The following is a 15,996-nucleotide window of genomic DNA, read 5'->3' as shown; positions in this document are numbered from 1 at the left end:
CCACTCCTATAATTAGATGATAATGAAGAAGACACTTCTTGCTGTTTTGCTTTGCCTGGGTACCTCTGCGATGGCCTCTGAACCTGTCAATATCACCATTCTTGGCACCTCTGATCTGCACGGCACTTTTGTGCCCTGGGATTACTCCACCGATACCGCAAATCTGGCCGGCAGCCTGAGCCAAATTGCCACCCAGGTGCATCAGGTGCGCGCCCAACAGCCGAACGTGATCCTGGTCGATGCCGGTGACACCATTCAGGGCAACTTTGTCGAGACCTTTAAGAACGACAAAACCAGCCCGATGATCCTCGGCTTTAATGCGCTGGACTATGACGTCTGGGTGATGGGCAATCACGAATTCGACTTCGGCCTCAAACCGCTTTCCACTTCACTGAACCAGTTCAAGGGCACGGCACTGGCCGGTAATATTCTGTGGGACAGCGGCAAGCCCTACCTGCCGGCGTATAAAATCATCGAACGCCAGGGGGTAAAAATCGGCATTATCGGCATGGATACGCCGATGACTGCCGAATTCGCCAAAGGCACCGACCGGGTGAAAGGGTTGAACTTTACCGACCCAGTCCAGGCAGTGAAGCAGGTGATCCAGCAGATCCAGGGGAAAGTGGACGCTATCGTGCTGGTGGCACACATGGGGATCGACAACGAGAACCAGCGGCCGGGTACCGGCGTGGGTGATATTGCCCGGGCTAACCCGGAATTGGCGGCGATCGTCGCCGGGCATATGCATGTAAAAGTCGATAAAGAAGTGATTAACGGGGTGATCGTCACCGAACCGGACAAATATGGCCGCGCGCTGTCACGCATCGATTTGCAGTTTGAGCAGCACAATGGCAAGTACGTGCTGATCAACAAAGACAGCTATACCTACCCGATCAAAGGCATCACGTCTGATAAAAAGCTGGAGGAGATTTATCAGCCGTACCACAAGATTTTGCGGGCCAACGCCAATCGGCCGATTGCCCAGCTCAGCGGTCAGGACCTGGTGCCGCCAGATGCGGTGAAGGGCATTCCGCAGGTGCACGTGCAGGATACCGGCATCAGCAAGCTGTATCAGGAAGCCGGGCATTACTATGCACCAAAGGCGCAGGTTATCGCGCTGCAGATTGATAACGACCGGCCGAAACTGAACGTCGGTACCATCACTGCCAAGGACATCGCCTTCAACTACCAATATGCCGGCGGCGAGATCACCGTTTATCAGCTCAGCGGCAAAGAGTTGAAGAAGTACATGGAATGGTCGGCGGGCTACTTCAATCAGTTGCATGACGGTGACGTGACCTACAGTTTTAACCCGCAGCGTCGCGCGTCCAAATATTCCACCAATGATTTCTTCGATGGCGTGACCTACAAAATCGACCTGCGCCAACCGGCCGGGCAGCGCATCCGTGACCTGCGGATGGCCGACGGCACGCCGGTGACGGACAGCACGCCGATCCGTCTGGGAATGAACAGCTACCGCATGGGGCACCTGACGCAAAAAGGCGGCGCGCTGGAAGGCATGCAGTTCCCGGTGCTGTCTGACAGCAAGGTGGAATACGGTGAAGAGGCCGGTACCATCCGCAATCTGACCATTCGTTATCTGACCGAGGTGAAAAAAGGCCAGTATCAGGGGCAGGCGGTGCAGCGCTGGCAGTTGGTCGGGCTGGAAGGTTATGACCGCGAACGCAAGATCGTCGAAAAACTGCTGAACGACGGCAAAATCAGCGTACCCACCAGCGAAGATGGGCGTTACGGCAACGTGGCGTCATTCAACGTGAAAGCGCTGTTGATCGGCGAACCGCAGGCACGTCAGCAGCAACAGGCTGCGCTGCAGGCGCAGTTAACTGCCGCCAGTGATCCGGTGGCAAAAAAGCGTTTGAGTGACCAGTTGGTGATTATTGAGGCGATTAACAAGGCTTGATAATGATTACGGGCTCGGCATGTGAATGCTGAGCCCTGACTACACAGGCTAACGTAAATGTCCCTGCAGTAAACGCTTGCCGACATCCCCGCCCGGGTGTACCGCCAGCAGTGTTTCCTTGTTGTAGCCACTGCGTTCCATCAAACAGGCGCAGGCCGCGTCGAAAATCGCCAGTACCAGTACGATAGAGGTGGTTGCCAGCATATTCAGCGGATCTATCTCATTTTCTACCCCGGTGCGGATCACCAACTCTGCCGCTTGGGCGATTGCCGAATCCGGATTTTCCGTCACGCCAATCAAGGGTACACCCTTGGCCTGCAGCGTTGGCAGCAGCCGAGTCAACTCGTCGGAATTACCGCCGCGCGAAATCAGAATCATCAAGTCATCACCGCGCAGAAAGCCCAGATCGCCGTGCGCCGCATCGGTGGCGTTCAGGTAGATAGCCGGCCGCTCCACGCAGGCCAGCATATGGGCAATCTTGCGGGCTGCGATGCCGGAGGTACCGACGCCGGTGACCACAATCTTGCCCCGACACTCCGACAACTGGGTCAGCAGCCGCTGCCAGGTCTGTGCGTCGATGCGTTGACCCAACTGGGCCAGCTCCTGGCTGTAGACCGACCAGGCCTGTGTGGCTCTCTGCCATTCTTGCTGCATCAGGCTTCCTCCTGCATCAGTTGGCGGTATTTCATGTGGTCGTTATACAACTCATGGAACACACGATATTTACGATCGTAATAGCGTTTGATCTTGTTGGTCTGCGGCGTCACGGTTTTGCCGATGCGGCTCATGGCGCTCATCGCTTCCGGCAGGGTATCGAACACTCCGGCCGCCACGGTGCCCATCATCGCGCCGCCCAACAGCATTGCCTCGCTCTCTTCCGGCAACAGCATGGCACAGCCGGTGGCGTTGGCATGTTCCTGCACGAAAATCGGGTTCTTGGTGCCGCCGCCGCTGGCCATGATGGTATCGATGCTGTAACCGCTTTGGTTCATGGTTTCGATAATATGGCGGGTGCCGAGCGCGATGGCCTGGATAGTCGCCAGATAGTGCAGCGCCATGTCTTCCGGGGTGCGTGACAGCTTCAACCCGGTCAGGGTGCCGGTCAGCGTCGGATTGGCGCGCGGCGAGCGGTTGCCGTGGAAATACGGCAGCATATGAATGTCTTTGGTCAGGTAGGCGATGTCCTCCGGCTCGCCCGCCATACGGCGTAGCAGGGCGTTCAGCACTTCATAGATGGTCAGGCCCTGCGTTTTTGCCTGCGTCAGCAACTCCTGATAACAAGGGTGCGATTGGATCATGTGGTCAATCAGTGCACCGGTGGCGGACTGGCCGCCTTCGTTCAGCCAGTATTCCGGTAGAATGGCCGAGTAATACGGCCCCCACACGCCGGGGATAAAGCGTGCGGTGCGCGACATCGCCATATGTCCGGTGGAGGTGCCGCCGATCAGCGCGACGCGGCGATTAAAGTCCGCCACTTCACCGGAAACCCCGGTGGCACCCAGCGTGCCGAGGGTACCGGCGTGGGCATCGATGATCGACACGCTGACCGCGGTACCGGCAATCAGCCCCATTTCACTGGCGGCGCGCTGGGTGAGGCCGTGTCCGAGCGGTTCACCCATCATTTTGACGTCGCTGCCGATCTTGGCGGCATCGTGTTCCAGCACCTCTTCCAGCCCAATCTGTTTGAAATAGCTCTTGTCCCAGCGTTGTTCATGGCCGAGATAAGTCCATTTGCACACCGTCGAACACAACGAACGGGTGGCGTCCTGAGTGGCGCGCCAGGTCAGAAAGTCCGGCAGGTCAAACAGATACCCGGCATTGGCCCAGGTGGTCGGCATATGCTGCTTCAGCCACAGCATTTTGGGGGTTTGCATTTCCGGCGAGATGATGCCGCCAACGAAATCCAGTACCCGGTGTTTGGTGGCATTTATGCGCTCGGCCTGGGTGATGGCCCGGTGATCCATCCACACGATAATGTTCTGCTCGGTACGGCCGGACGGGCTGACGGTCAACGGCTGACCCTCTTTGTCCAGCACCACCAGGGAGCAGGTGGCGTCAAAGCCCAGTCCTTTGACCTGGATCGGGTTTATGTCGGCCTGATTGACCGCATCACGCACCGCGTTGCACACCGCCTGCCAGATATTGTCCGAGGACTGTTCAACAAAGTCGGCCTTCGGGCGGTACAGATCGATGGTTCGGCTGGCCTGTCCGACCATGTGGCCGTTGAGATCGAATACCCCTGCGCGCGCACTCCCGGTGCCTACATCTACGCCAATAAAATAGCTCGCCATTATTTTTCTCCAGTCAGGCTTTTCGATTCTGTAATGCGATAAACAAGATCAGCACCGCACCCCACAGGGCCATGGTCAGATAGCTGCTGACGCCTAGCAGGTTGAGGCCGCTCTCCAGCATTTGCAGCACAATCAGTGCCAGCACCAGCCCGAGCACCCGGCCAAATCCGCCATCCGGGTTAATCCCCCCCAGCACCGAGGCCAGAATGGTCACCAGCAGATAGGATTCGCCGTAGCCAGCCTTGGCCGAGTTGAATTTGGCCATCATCAGCAGTGCCGCCCCCCAGCCGAGCAGGGCCGACAGGATATACACTGCGATTTGCACCCGGGCGGTATTCACCCCACTGAAACGGGTGGCCTGCTCGTTGGAGCCGACCAGATACAGGCTGCGCCCCAGCGTGGTGTGTTCCAGCAGCAGCCACAGGCCCACCGAAACCAGCAGGAACAGCAGCAGCGCCACCGGAATGCCGAGAAGGCTGCCGTTGCCGAGATACTGAATGGCCGCCGGGAAACCGGAGATCACCGCGCCGTTGGACAACAGAATATTCAGGCCGGTGATCAGCGTCATGGTGCCAAGAGAGGCAAGGATCGGCGAAACGCCGACCCAGGCGACCAGCACGCCGTTAAGCGCGCCAATGGCGACGGCGACCAACAACCCGGCCAGCAGCGCCAGAACCAGAAACAGCGGTTGGTCCGGGTGGCTGACGATAATTGCCGCCATCACCAGCGAACAGGCGTTGGCCCCGGCGATAATCGACAGATTGATACCGCCGGTCAGCATGGTAATGCCCATGCCGAGCGCCAACATGCCGAGGATCGGCAACTGCGAGGCGATCGACTGGAAATTGCCGAGGCTGAAGAAGCGCGATCCAAGCAGCCCGGCGAACAGCAGCGCCACGACGATAATGATCGCGCTTTGCAGGCGGATGATCCGATCGCTTGGGATCAGACGGGTTAACTGGGTCATCTCATAGCTCCTTGGCCAGCTTGCGTTTTTCATTCCAGGCGGTGCTGCTGATGCTGATCAAAATGATCGCGCCGCTGAACACCTGGTGCCAATAGGCCGATACGCTAAGCAGCGTCAGACCGTTCTGCAGGAAGGCCAGCAACACCACACCCAGCAGCGTGCCGGTCAGCGAGCCGCGGCCGCCGGTCATGCTGGTGCCGCCCAGTACCACCGCCGCCAGTACCGTCAGTTCGAAGCCGAGCAGCGAATTGGGGGCCACCGACTGAGTGATCTGCGCCTGTACCACCGCGGCAATGCCCGCCAGAATGCCCATGTAACCGTAAACGTAGAAGTGCAACCGCAGCAGGTTCAGCCCCAGGCGCGACGCCGCATCGCGGTTACCGCCCATGGCAAAAATCTGGCGGCCGAGGCGGGTGAAGTTCATTAGCACGCCGGTGACAATAATCACTGCCAGCAGGCACAACAGCGGCAGCGTCAGGCCGTAGTCATAGCCATCAGTGCCCTGGAACGAGAACCAACTGATGCCGTCCATAAACCAGTCGGGGAACCCATACAGCCAGGTGCCGTTGGTGGCGTATACCAGCAGGCCGTAAAACAGGTTTAGCGTGGCGATGGTGATGATGATCGCCGGTACTTTCAGCCAGTAGACCAGAAAACCGTTCACCAGCCCGAGCAGCAAGCCGACGCCCATTGCCAGAACGAACGCCAGCGGGAAACCGCCGCCGTGCTGGATCACCCAGCTGGCCATCACGTACTGGGCGATAGCGGTGATCGCCGGGAACGAAATGTCGATGCCACCGGCAATCAGCACCACGAACAGGCCGCAGGCGAGAATGCCGAGAATGGCGTAGCTGGTGGCCACATCGGTCAGGTTGCCCAGCGTCAGAAATTCGCTGGTGCTGACGCTCAGGCCGATGGCCAGCAGCAACACCAACAGGCCAAGGTAAAACTCATGCCGCCCGGCCAGGCGGGCCAGTAATGACTTATCCATTCACCACCTCGGCGATCTGTTGTTCGGTACTGTGGTGCGGCGAAAACTCGGCGATCAACTCACCTTTGCGCATCACCATCACCCGATGGCTGTTGTAATAGGCTTCCGGGATCTCGTCGCAGATCATCAACACCGCCATGCCGAGTGCTGCCAGATCTTTGGCGATCTGGTAGATCCCCTCTTTGTTGGCGATATCGACCCCAACGGTCGGCGAGTCGAGGATCAGGATCTTCGGCTGCGTCGCTACCCACTTGGCAATAGCGATACGCTGGGCGTTACCGCCGGACAGGGTTTTGACCGGCAGCGCGCTGTCGGACACCTTGATGTTCAGATCGCGGATCAGCCGGTTAACCAACCCGGCGGCTTTGGTATGGTCCAGTAGCCCGAGCGGGGTATGTAGTTGATCAAACACCGTGACGATGGTGTTGTCGTAGATCGACTGCTCCATGATCAATCCCTGCGTCAGACGATCCTCCGACACATAACCGATGCCCTGGCGCACCGCTTCGCGGTTATTGTGCAGCCGTACCGGTTGGTCGTCGATCCTGATTTCACCGCTGTCTGGCCGGGTCATGCCGAACAGGCTGAGGCACAGCTCGGTGCGCCCTGCGCCAAGCAACCCGACGATCGAAACGATCTCGCCGCCGTGCAGGGAAAGATTGATATTCTGATATTTCCCACGTCGGGTGAGATTGCGCACTTCGAGTCGCGGCGCACCGTCGGCTTCTGCCCGTGGGGGTAACTGGCTGTAGTGAAAGCGTTGGCCCGTCATCAGGAACGCCAGTTCATGACTGTCCAGCTCACTTGCCGGGTAAGTGCCAACCAGCTTGCCGTCGCGCATCACGCTGATGCGGTCAGCGACTTCCATCACTTCGTCCAGCCGGTGGCTGACAAACACCACGCAGATGCCCGCCGCTTTCAGTTCGTTGACCACCCGCAGCAGGCCGTTGACCTCCTGACGCGTCAGCGAGGCGGTAGGTTCATCCATGATCACCAGCCGTGCTTCGGCGGCAATGGCGCGGCAAATCGCTACCAGTTGGCGGTCGGCAATCGACAGCTTTTCGACTTTCTTGTCGGGATCGATATGCACGCCGACGCGCGCCATGGCGTCCAGTGCCGTCTGACGCATTACCCGCTTGCGCACCCAGAAATGGCCGCCGGGCAGGTAGCGGTGAATGGCGATATTTTCCGCCACCGTCAGATTGGGGAATAACGACAGATCCTGATAAATCACCTGAATGCCGTAATAACCGGATAGCTGCGGCGTCAGGGAATGAAACAGTTTACCTTCCAGTGAAATATTGGCGCCTTTTTCCGGCTGGTAAACGCCGGAAATAATTTTAATTATGGTGCTTTTGCCACAGCCATTTTGTCCGGCCAGGCAGTGCACTTCGCCAATATTCAGCGTCAGGTTGATCTGGTCCAGTGCCAGCACGCCTGGAAATTGTTTACTGATATTTTCCAGGCTGATAAATGCGGTGGATGTGGTCATAGCGTTAACCTGTGCAGGTTTTTATTATCGTCGGGCGCGGTGGGCTGCGCGCCGACGTTATTTAATTAATTTCCCGGTGTGGCGCAATCAATCCTACTTAAGGTTAAAAGCCCAGCGATTTGGCATTATCTTTGGTCACTTCAAGAATTTTATTAAACCGAATCACTTTCTTATCCATATCGACGTCGGCTTTACCCAAACCTTCGATCGACAAGTCTTTGGTCACTTCCTTGCCCTGCAGCAGTTGATCGGCGACTGTCACCAGCGCGTAGCCGGCATCTTTCGGATCCCACAGCAGCGCTTTCTTGATGTCGCCGCGCATCAGGTAAGGTGCTGCCTGTGCAGGCATGGCGATACCCACCACGGCAATTTTGTCCTTGGCGCGCTTCTTGGCGACCGCCTGACCGGCACCGATCGGGCCGAGGGAGCCGAAACCGATAATGCCTTTCATCTGCGGATAGGTTTTCATCAAATCCAGCGTGGTGGCGTAGGATTTATCAATGCTTTCCGCCACCGGCAGGCGCGAAGTCACTTCGAACATGTCCGGGTATTTGGCTTTCTGGTACTTGATGGCAGAATCCGCCCAGGCGTTGTGCAGCGGCACGGTCAGCGAGCCGACGTAAATGGCATAGCCACCTTTGCCGCCCATGTCTTTTGCCAGCTCATCGACGTTGGCCTGCGCATACTTCTCGCTGTCGATGGTTTCAATATCCCACTGGCCAATCTGCTGGTCCGGGGATTCATGGGTCAGTACCACGATGCCTTTCTCGCGGGCCTTCTTCAGCACCGGTTCAAGTACCTTGGCGTCGTTAGGCACCACGATGATGGCGTTAACGTTCTTGGCGATCAGGTCTTCAATCACTTTGACCTGTGCTGCCGGGTCTGGGGTAGAAGGCCCGGTCTGGTAGGCATTAACGTCGAGCTTTTTCGCCGCTTCGTTGACGCCGACTTCCATACGGTTGAACCAGGGAATGCCGGTCACTTTGGCAACCACGGCGATCTCGTACTTTTCAGCAGCTAAGGCAGGTGTTGTTGATAACATGCACGCAGAAACCACACATGCATTTAATAATGCGAGGTTAAATTTCATTCGCTGTACCTTTTTTATCTGTAGGGGTGGTTGTTTTTCCACCTGAGCAGATTACAAAGGAAAGGAAGAGGGGGCGTAACCCGAATTTGAAAACTGTGAGCTGTGCACATTGAGGTAAAATTATAGCGGTTTTTATGTTAATTAAATGTTTAATAATTTAGTGGTGGTAATTTTACCACCTAATATCATTAGTTAATTAACAGTATAACTCATATTATTTTACATATTTGCAATGAATGAAGCGAAGGAACGTCGTTTTTGGGCGGAAAAAATGCCGGTCTGAGCGCCGGCATTGAAACATTTAAGCAATGTGTGAACAACATCACCTTGTGGGGTGATTACAGCACGCCCTGCGCCAGCATGGCGTCGGCAACCTTGACGAATCCGGCAATATTGGCACCGTGTACGTAGTGAGTTTGCTTGCCCTCACCACCGTATTCCACGCAGGCGTGATGAATATCCGCCATGATATGTTGTAAACGTACATCCACTTTCTCCGCTCGCCAGCCGATGCGCGCGGCATTCTGCGCCATCTCCAGGCCGGAGGTCGCGACCCCACCGGCGTTGGCGGCTTTGCCAGGGGCAAACAACACGCCGGCGTCCAGGAATGCGTCTGTCGCCTGAATGGTGGTCGGCATATTGGCGCCCTCGGCCACGGCTTTTACCCCGTTGCGGATCAGCATTTGGGCGGCTTCCAGATCCAGCTCGTTTTGGGTAGCGCACGGCAGGGCGATGTCCACCGGGATGCTCCATGGTTGCTGACCGGCCAGATAGGTCAGACCGCGCTCGCGGGCGTAATCTTCCACCCGGCCATAGCGCTGATTCTTGATCTCCACCAAATGGGCCAGTTTTTCAGTGGTGAAACCGGCTTCGTCGACCAAGGTGCCGCCGGAGTCAGACACGGTGATGACGCGCGCATCCAGCTCCAGCGCCTTCTCAATGGTGTACTGCGCCACATTGCCTGACCCGGATACCGCCACCCGCATGCCTTCAAAGCCTAATCCGTGACGCTGCAGCATGGCGTCGGTAAAGTACACCAGGCCATAGCCGGTGGCTTCCGGGCGGATCAAACTGCCACCGAATGACAACCCCTTGCCGGTAAACACGCAGGCGGTGTTGTTGGACAGTTTCTTCATCATGCCGCTCATAAAGCCGACCTCACGACCGCCAACGCCGATATCTCCGGCGGGCACGTCGGTGTCTGGCCCCAGATGGCGGTACAACTCGGTCATCAGCGACTGGCAGAAACGCATGATCTCCGCCTGGCTTTTTCCTTTCGGATCAAAGTCTGAACCGCCTTTCCCGCCGCCCATCGGCAATGTGGTCAGTGCATTTTTGAAGGTCTGTTCAAAACCGAGGAATTTCAGGATCGATAAATTGACCGACGGGTGAAAACGCATGCCGCCTTTATAGGGCCCAATGGCGGAGTTGAACTGCACGCGCCAGGCGCGGTTAACCTGTACCTGGCCGCGATCGTCCACCCAACTGACCCGGAACTGAATGGTGCGTTCCGGTTCAACCAAGCGCTCCAGCAGGGCATATTCACGATAACGCGGGTTGCGCTCGATAAACGGCCACAGCGAGGTGAAGACTTCTCTGACCGCCTGTAAAAATTCTGGCTGATGAGGATTATGCTGTTGTAGTGAGGACAAGAATGACTCTACCGATAAGGTATTTTCCATGGATAACTCCTTTATACCCGTCGCCTTTCAGGCTGTAGCGTTGTTATTCACGGCCTAGCTACAGCCTGAAATTCATAGGGTAATATTGTTGAATTTCCCCCACTATTTTTATAGATATTGGTATGGGTAAAGCGTGGGGAATGATGTTGTGTCTTTAGCGACTATATCACTGGAGGGCGGTTGATTATCAAGCGATTAATGATGGCGGCCGAACGAAAAACGCCCGCGGCTGCGGGCGTTGGGGACTAATATTAGTGGGCGCTTACTTAATCTTCAGCTTTTTCTTCTTCGTCACGCAGCGGCACGATCAGCATGTCGATGTGCACGGTGTTGATCAACTGACGTGCGGAGGACATCAGCTTGCTCCAGAAATCCTGGTGGTGGCCGCACAGGACCAGGTCCATATCGTATTTCTTGATAGCATCGACTAGCACCTGCGCCAAATCACCGCTGCCGCTCAGGGTTTCGGTAATCGGATAGCCGGCGTTTTGTGACAGTTCGGTCAAGGCGTGATGCGTTTCTTCCGAGATACGTTTTTGCATATCGCCGAGATTAACGTCGATCAGGCCGGTATACAGGTCGGAATAGTTAACATCTACGTGGATCAGGGAAACTTTGGCGTTGTAAGGACGCGCCATAGATACGGCTTTTTCTACCAGAATTTTGCTTTCCGGGGATAGGTCTACCGCGATCAGAATGTGTTTGTAAGCCATGAGAATACTCCTTCCATATAATGCCGATTAAAAGTTAGCAGGCATCAGCGTACCAGCCTGGCGCTTTAGGTTTCATTTTATCATTCAGATAACATAATGATATGTTGGGGCGATCACACTGCACCGCATCAAAAAATCTCTTTATCGCTACTCTGTCAGTTTTACACCCACCCGGCAGAAAATCCTATCGCCTGTGGTGCTATTGGCAGGTTGACCAATTGAAATATAAGCATTCTTAAACAGAGTATAGTCCCAAATAGCCCATTGGGCAGGGGAAAAGGCCGTCAGCCGTCAGTCAGGGTGGGAATCAGTTATAACCAATCGATCGATGACAAATTGGCGGGTTACGGTAAATTTTATCTACTGCTCAGGCCAGTTGCGTTTCAATAACCTACAATAATGAATATGGGCCTTATCATTACTCCTCTGAGCCAAACCTGCGCGATGTGCATCTGCATAACGATGGGTGACCTCCAGAGGCGGTGGGTTTTGCGCGGCCTGTGCGGTGCCAAGGGGATCGGAGCGGTAGGCTCCCGCAGTAATGGTATAGAGGTAGGGCAGTTGGACCCGGCGGAGCGCCGTGGATAACAACGCCTTGAGGAGGCAATCATGATCAGTACCGTCGCGCTGTTTTGGGCTCTGTGTGTGGTGTGTGTGTTAAACATGGTGCGGTATTACTCTTCTCTGCGCGCGCTGTTAGTGGTTTTGCGCGGCTGCGACCCGCTGCTGTATCAGTATGTCGACGGCGGTGGCTTCTTTACCGCCCACGGTCAGCCGAGTAAACAGATACGGCTGGTGCGCTATATCTTCTCGCAGCGCTATACAGAACATCACGATCCGGAGTTTATTCGCCGCTGTGAGCGGGTACGCGGGCAGTTTATGCTGACCTCCGCCCTGTGTGGACTGGTGGTGATCAGCCTGCTGGCGTTGATGATTTGGTATTAAACCCGGCCGGTTTTGCCGACGACAGACAAAGAAAAGGCGGCCACCAGGGCCGCCTTTCACATGGAGCGAGCTGCTTAAATCACTTTAAGCGCCAACCAGTACAGTGAACCGGAAAGCAGAATCGAGATTGGCAGGGTCAATAACCAGGCCAACAGGATGTTCTTCACGGTTTTACTCTGCACACCGCCGCCGTCCACAATCATCGTCCCGGCGACTGCCGAAGAGAGGACGTGGGTGGTGGAAACCGGCATACCGGTATAGCTGGCCACGCCAATCGACAAGGCTGCGGTCATCTGAGCCGACACGCCCTGAGCGTAGGTCATGCCCTTCTTACCGATTTTCTCGCCAATGGTAGTCGCAACGCGCTGCCAACCCACCATGGTACCGAGTGACAACGCCAGAGCTACCGCGACGATAATCCAGATCGGTGCATACTCAACGGTTTGCAGCAGATCCTGACGCAGGTTTTTCAGGAAGCGTTGGTCCTGGCTAGAGGTTTCCGGCAGCTTGGCGACCTTGTCCGCGGTATCCGTCACGCACATCAGCAGGCGACGCAGGTGGCTGCGTTGATCTACCGTCAATTGATCGTAACTTTGCAGGTTGTTCAGCAAACCAGAGGCAAGCTGAATCGCCGGCATGGCGCGGGCACTGTCACAATGGAACTCGACGGGTTTATCCGGCGAGACGTCCTCATCCGGGCTTGGCACCAACGGAGTCAGAGCCACCACGTGCGACAGGGCGTCACTGTGCTGCTGGTAATATTGCTGCAGGTGGGCAACGGCATCACGCGTACGTGTGATGTCATAACCGGTTGCATTCATATTAAGCACGAAGCCGGCCGGAGCCACGCCGATCAGCACCAGCATAATCAGGCCGATACCTTTCTGGCCGTCGTTGGCGCCGTGCGAGAAGCTGACGCCGATAGCCGACAGGATCAGTGCGATACGGGTCCAGAATGGCGGCTTGCGTTTGCCGTCGACCTTTTCACGTTCAGCAGGCGTCATGTGGATACGCTGGCGTTTCTTGGTGCCACTCCAATAGCGGCGCAAGGCAAACACCATCAACCCGGCGACCATCATGCCAACCAGCGGCGAGATGAGCAATGACAGGAAAATACCAATCATTTTCGGGACGTTAAGCGCATCCACCACCGAAGTGTGGGTCATCAGTGCGTTGGTTAAACCCACACCAATAATTGCGCCAATCAGCGTATGGGAACTGGAGGCCGGCAGACCGAAATACCAGGTGCCGAGATTCCAGATAATAGCCGCCAGCAGCATGGAAAATACCATGGCTAATCCGTGTGCTGAACTGACGTTCAACAACAGATCTGTTGGCAACAGGTGAACAATGGCGTAAGCAACACTCAAACCACCGAGCATTACGCCAAGAAAGTTGAACAAACCAGCCATCACGACCGCAAGTTGCGAGCGCATGGCACGGGTATAGATTACTGTAGCAACCGCATTGGCCGTATCATGAAAACCGTTAATGGCTTCATAAAACAACACGAACAACAATGCGAGAATTAACATCAGGCCGGTATGGAAATCCAGGCCAGCGAACAAATGCAGCATAAGCGTTACGCCAGTTTGTGGACATGAACGCCGCGCATTATCCGTGACAACCGGGGCCGGGGAAAAGGAAAATATGACGTTTTTTTGATTTAGATATGACGAAATGATGGCAGTGGCATGACAAAGATATGAAATATCAGTGCGTTATGATGTCTTGCCCGTTGTAATATTTTCTTACTATGGTGTTGTCGGTGTCATGGCTTTACAATCTGCCGCCGTAAAGTTGCCGGTTACCGGTAGCGATTCGGCTTAATATGGCGGCCTTTTGTCGCGATTGTGATTTTTATTCAGAGAGGCGCAGGTGGAACAGTTTGATGTCGTGGTAATAGGTGCGGGCGCAGCGGGCATGTTTTGCGCGGCGCAGGCAGGGCAACTCGGTTGCCGGGTGCTGCTGCTCGACAACGGCAAAAAACCGGGCCGCAAAATCCTGATGTCCGGCGGCGGACGCTGTAACTTTACCAATATGTACACCGAACCGGCCGCTTACCTGTCGAATAACCCGCATTTTTGTAAATCGGCACTGGCGCGTTACACCCAGTGGGATTTTATCGATCTGATCAACCGCCACGGCATTGCCTACCACGAGAAAACGCTGGGGCAACTGTTCTGCGACGACTCGGCGCAGCAGGTGGTCGAATTGCTGGTCAAAGAATGTGAACTGGGTCAGGTGACAACGCGCCTGCGCAGCGAAGTGCTGGGCGTCGAAAAAACCACCGAAGGTTTCGAACTGGCACTGAATGGCGAGAAAGTGAGTGCTCGCTCACTTGTGGTGGCCAGCGGTGGTCTGTCGATGCCGGGACTGGGGGCTACACCGTTCGGCTACAAGCTGGCGGAGCAGTTTGGCCTGAAAGTACTGCCGACGCGTGCCGCGCTGGTGCCTTTTACGCTGCATAAACCGTTGCTGGAACATCTGCAGACCCTGTCTGGTGTCTCTGTGCCTGCGGTGATCACCGCCGAAAATGGCGTCAGCTTCCGCGAAAGCCTGCTTTTCACCCACCGTGGCCTGTCTGGCCCAGCGGTATTACAACTTTCCAGTTACTGGCAACCCGGTGAGTTTGTAAGCGTTAACTTACTTCCTGCGCTTGATCTGGCAGACTTCCTTAACAATCAACGCCAGGCCCACCCGAATCAAAGCCTGAAAAACACCCTGGCGCTACACCTGCCGAAGCGTCTGGTGGAGTGTTTGCAGACGTTAGGGCAATTACCGGAAGTCACGCTGAAGCAGTTGAATCCGACGCAGCAGGCTGCGCTGGTAGATACTTTGCAGAATTGGCGCGTGCAGCCAAACGGCACCGAAGGCTACCGCACGGCGGAAGTGACGCTCGGCGGTGTGGATACCAAAGAGCTTTCTTCCAAGACCATGGAGGCCGCCAAGGTACCGGGACTGTACTTTATCGGCGAAGTGGTGGATGTGACAGGGTGGCTGGGGGGCTATAACTTCCAGTGGGCCTGGAGCTCGGCCTGGGCCTGTGCTCAGGCTTTGGTTGTGCAGGGGCAATAAAGTCCGGCGAATGGCAATGTAGATTGCGCTGGTGCCAGCCGAGGGGGCCTGGTGGTACTTACCTCCCTAGATTATTCCGCATAGCGGAAGGCGTTTGGCCAAAGTGTTGCCGAAAAGCACGAGAAAAATGAAAAATGCTCAGGTCGGCAATCTTTGCCAAATCCTGCAAGGTAATATTATCGCCCAGGTTGTCTTCTATATAACTGGATAACTGGCCAGCAGTTCGCGCACCGGCCAGGAAAGAATTTCACGGTGTTGCCGGTTCGGTATTGCCTGTTTAAAAATTGGGGTAGTCAAACCTCCCGTGAGCCGTTAAGCCTTGTGCGTCGACAGCAGGATGCTGGTCTCGGTACTGGAAATACCGGCGATGCGTCGGATGCGGCCCAAAATTTTATCGAAGTTCTCCAGGCTGTCGGTACGGATCTCCACCAGAATATCCCACTTGCCGTTGGTAGTGTGCAGGGTGAAGACTGAGGGCTCGCCGCGTAGCTGCTGCAACACGCTTTGTGCCTTGGTGCCTTCTACCGCCACAGACATCCAGGCACGGATGCGGTTATGTTCCACGCCCGGTTTTATACGGATGGTGTAGCCGGTGATGATCCCTTGTGCTTCCAGCGCCTCAATTCTTTTTTGTACCGTTGCGCGCGAGACTCGCACCTTGCCGGCGATCTCGGTGACGGAGGCACGCGCGTTTTCGCGCAGCAGCGCGAGGATCTGGCGATCGGTATCATTCATGATGTCAAAGTGTCGCTGCTAAGTATCGATTTGTAAAAATATAGAGCAAATTAGTCATTTTTCACACTGTTTGGCTTCAAATTGATTATCC

At 55.7% G+C, this 15,996-nt stretch carries 14 protein-coding genes; 3 read left to right on the top strand and 11 right to left on the bottom strand.

Translation table 11 applies throughout. The features are described from left to right. The first annotated feature begins 22 nt into the window (after positions 1–22). On the top strand, positions 23–1,921 hold the full coding sequence (locus F8R23_RS19790; protein WP_151415922.1) for a bifunctional metallophosphatase/5'-nucleotidase: 1,899 nt from the start codon (positions 23–25) through the stop codon (positions 1,919–1,921). Positions 1,922–1,969: 48 nt separating this feature from the next. On the opposite strand, the gene F8R23_RS19785 is transcribed toward F8R23_RS19790, so the two are convergent. From F8R23_RS19785 to uspA, 8 genes are all read right to left on the bottom strand, one after another. Next, on the bottom strand, positions 1,970–2,575 hold the full coding sequence (locus F8R23_RS19785) for a KpsF/GutQ family sugar-phosphate isomerase (protein ID WP_151415921.1): 606 nt from the start codon (positions 2,573–2,575) through the stop codon (positions 1,970–1,972). Then, positions 2,575–4,212, bottom strand: coding sequence for an FGGY-family carbohydrate kinase (locus F8R23_RS19780; protein ID WP_151415920.1), 1,638 nt, complete (start codon positions 4,210–4,212; stop codon positions 2,575–2,577). The genes F8R23_RS19785 and F8R23_RS19780 overlap by 1 nt, the downstream gene beginning before the upstream one ends. A 13-nt stretch (positions 4,213–4,225) precedes the next feature. Then, positions 4,226–5,179, bottom strand: a complete 954-nt coding sequence (locus F8R23_RS19775; RefSeq protein ID WP_129936996.1) for an ABC transporter permease — start codon at positions 5,177–5,179, stop codon at positions 4,226–4,228. Position 5,180: 1 nt separating this feature from the next. Beyond that, complete coding sequence (locus F8R23_RS19770; RefSeq protein ID WP_099063440.1) at positions 5,181–6,170, bottom strand: ABC transporter permease; 990 nt, start codon at positions 6,168–6,170, stop codon at positions 5,181–5,183. Then, positions 6,163–7,662 (bottom strand): sugar ABC transporter ATP-binding protein, encoded by a 1,500-nt coding sequence (locus F8R23_RS19765; protein ID WP_151415919.1) that lies wholly within the window; start codon positions 7,660–7,662, stop codon positions 6,163–6,165. Before F8R23_RS19765 ends, F8R23_RS19770 begins: the two co-directional genes overlap by 8 nt. 103 nt (positions 7,663–7,765) lie before the next feature. Beyond that, positions 7,766–8,752 carry an autoinducer 2 ABC transporter substrate-binding protein gene (locus F8R23_RS19760; RefSeq protein WP_085119918.1) on the bottom strand — a complete coding sequence of 329 codons (987 nt, stop codon included), beginning with the start codon at positions 8,750–8,752 and terminating at the stop codon, positions 7,766–7,768. A 338-nt stretch (positions 8,753–9,090) separates the two neighbouring features. Continuing rightward, a complete protein-coding gene (gene gdhA / locus F8R23_RS19755) occupies positions 9,091–10,434 on the bottom strand; it encodes an NADP-specific glutamate dehydrogenase (protein WP_129939116.1) in 1,344 nt (447 codons plus the stop codon). A gap of 266 nt (positions 10,435–10,700) precedes the next feature. Next, positions 10,701–11,147, bottom strand: coding sequence for a universal stress protein UspA (uspA, locus tag F8R23_RS19750; protein ID WP_044554836.1), 447 nt, complete (start codon positions 11,145–11,147; stop codon positions 10,701–10,703). A 609-nt stretch (positions 11,148–11,756) separates the two neighbouring features. On the opposite strand from uspA, the gene uspB reads away from it, so the two are divergent. Further along, positions 11,757–12,092 carry a universal stress protein UspB gene (uspB, locus tag F8R23_RS19745; protein ID WP_085119915.1) on the top strand — a complete coding sequence of 112 codons (336 nt, stop codon included), beginning with the start codon at positions 11,757–11,759 and terminating at the stop codon, positions 12,090–12,092. Between the two features lie 74 nt (positions 12,093–12,166). Here uspB and pitA read toward each other — a convergent pair whose 3' ends face one another. Next, entirely contained in the window at positions 12,167–13,669 is a 1,503-nt protein-coding gene (gene pitA / locus F8R23_RS19740) for an inorganic phosphate transporter PitA (protein WP_099063443.1), read from the bottom strand. 301 nt (positions 13,670–13,970) lie between these two features. On the opposite strand from pitA, the gene F8R23_RS19735 reads away from it, so the two are divergent. Further along, positions 13,971–15,170 (top strand): BaiN/RdsA family NAD(P)/FAD-dependent oxidoreductase, encoded by a 1,200-nt coding sequence (locus tag F8R23_RS19735; protein WP_129939115.1) that lies wholly within the window; start codon positions 13,971–13,973, stop codon positions 15,168–15,170. 58 nt (positions 15,171–15,228) lie between these two features. Here F8R23_RS19735 and F8R23_RS24330 read toward each other — a convergent pair whose 3' ends face one another. Together F8R23_RS24330 and F8R23_RS19725 are read right to left on the bottom strand one after the other, a co-directional pair. After that, positions 15,229–15,330, bottom strand: a complete 102-nt coding sequence (locus F8R23_RS24330; RefSeq protein WP_232810953.1) for a helix-turn-helix transcriptional regulator — start codon at positions 15,328–15,330, stop codon at positions 15,229–15,231. 152 nt (positions 15,331–15,482) lie between these two features. Further along, on the bottom strand, positions 15,483–15,905 hold the full coding sequence (locus F8R23_RS19725; RefSeq protein ID WP_112349169.1) for an Lrp/AsnC family transcriptional regulator: 423 nt from the start codon (positions 15,903–15,905) through the stop codon (positions 15,483–15,485). Between the last annotated feature and the right edge of the window lie 91 nt (positions 15,906–15,996).

It is taken from the genome of Serratia proteamaculans (assembly GCF_008830365.1).
In the GTDB taxonomy this organism is placed as follows: Bacteria; Pseudomonadota; Gammaproteobacteria; order Enterobacterales; family Enterobacteriaceae; genus Serratia; species Serratia proteamaculans.
The sequence above is the reverse complement of the archived record's forward strand: the minus strand, read 5'-3'. Positions and strand labels throughout refer to the sequence as shown.

Excerpts from the sequence above, each read along its gene's own strand:
- F8R23_RS19785 (WP_151415921.1), bottom strand. The coding sequence starts at position 2,575 with ATGCAGCAAGAATGGCAGAGAGCCACACAGGCCTGGTCGGTCTACAGC.
- F8R23_RS19760 (WP_085119918.1), bottom strand. The coding sequence starts at position 8,752 with ATGAAATTTAACCTCGCATTATTAAATGCATGTGTGGTTTCTGCGTGC.
- F8R23_RS19770 (WP_099063440.1), bottom strand. The coding sequence starts at position 6,170 with ATGGATAAGTCATTACTGGCCCGCCTGGCCGGGCGGCATGAGTTTTAC.
- F8R23_RS19790 (WP_151415922.1), top strand. The coding sequence starts at position 23 with ATGAAGAAGACACTTCTTGCTGTTTTGCTTTGCCTGGGTACCTCTGCG.
- pitA (WP_099063443.1), bottom strand. The coding sequence starts at position 13,669 with ATGCTGCATTTGTTCGCTGGCCTGGATTTCCATACCGGCCTGATGTTA.
- F8R23_RS19780 (WP_151415920.1), bottom strand. The coding sequence starts at position 4,212 with ATGGCGAGCTATTTTATTGGCGTAGATGTAGGCACCGGGAGTGCGCGC.
- F8R23_RS19765 (WP_151415919.1), bottom strand. The coding sequence starts at position 7,662 with ATGACCACATCCACCGCATTTATCAGCCTGGAAAATATCAGTAAACAA.
- uspB (WP_085119915.1), top strand. The coding sequence starts at position 11,757 with ATGATCAGTACCGTCGCGCTGTTTTGGGCTCTGTGTGTGGTGTGTGTG.
- F8R23_RS19775 (WP_129936996.1), bottom strand. The coding sequence starts at position 5,179 with ATGACCCAGTTAACCCGTCTGATCCCAAGCGATCGGATCATCCGCCTG.
- F8R23_RS19725 (WP_112349169.1), bottom strand. The coding sequence starts at position 15,905 with ATGAATGATACCGATCGCCAGATCCTCGCGCTGCTGCGCGAAAACGCG.
- gdhA (WP_129939116.1), bottom strand. The coding sequence starts at position 10,434 with ATGGAAAATACCTTATCGGTAGAGTCATTCTTGTCCTCACTACAACAG.
- uspA (WP_044554836.1), bottom strand. The coding sequence starts at position 11,147 with ATGGCTTACAAACACATTCTGATCGCGGTAGACCTATCCCCGGAAAGC.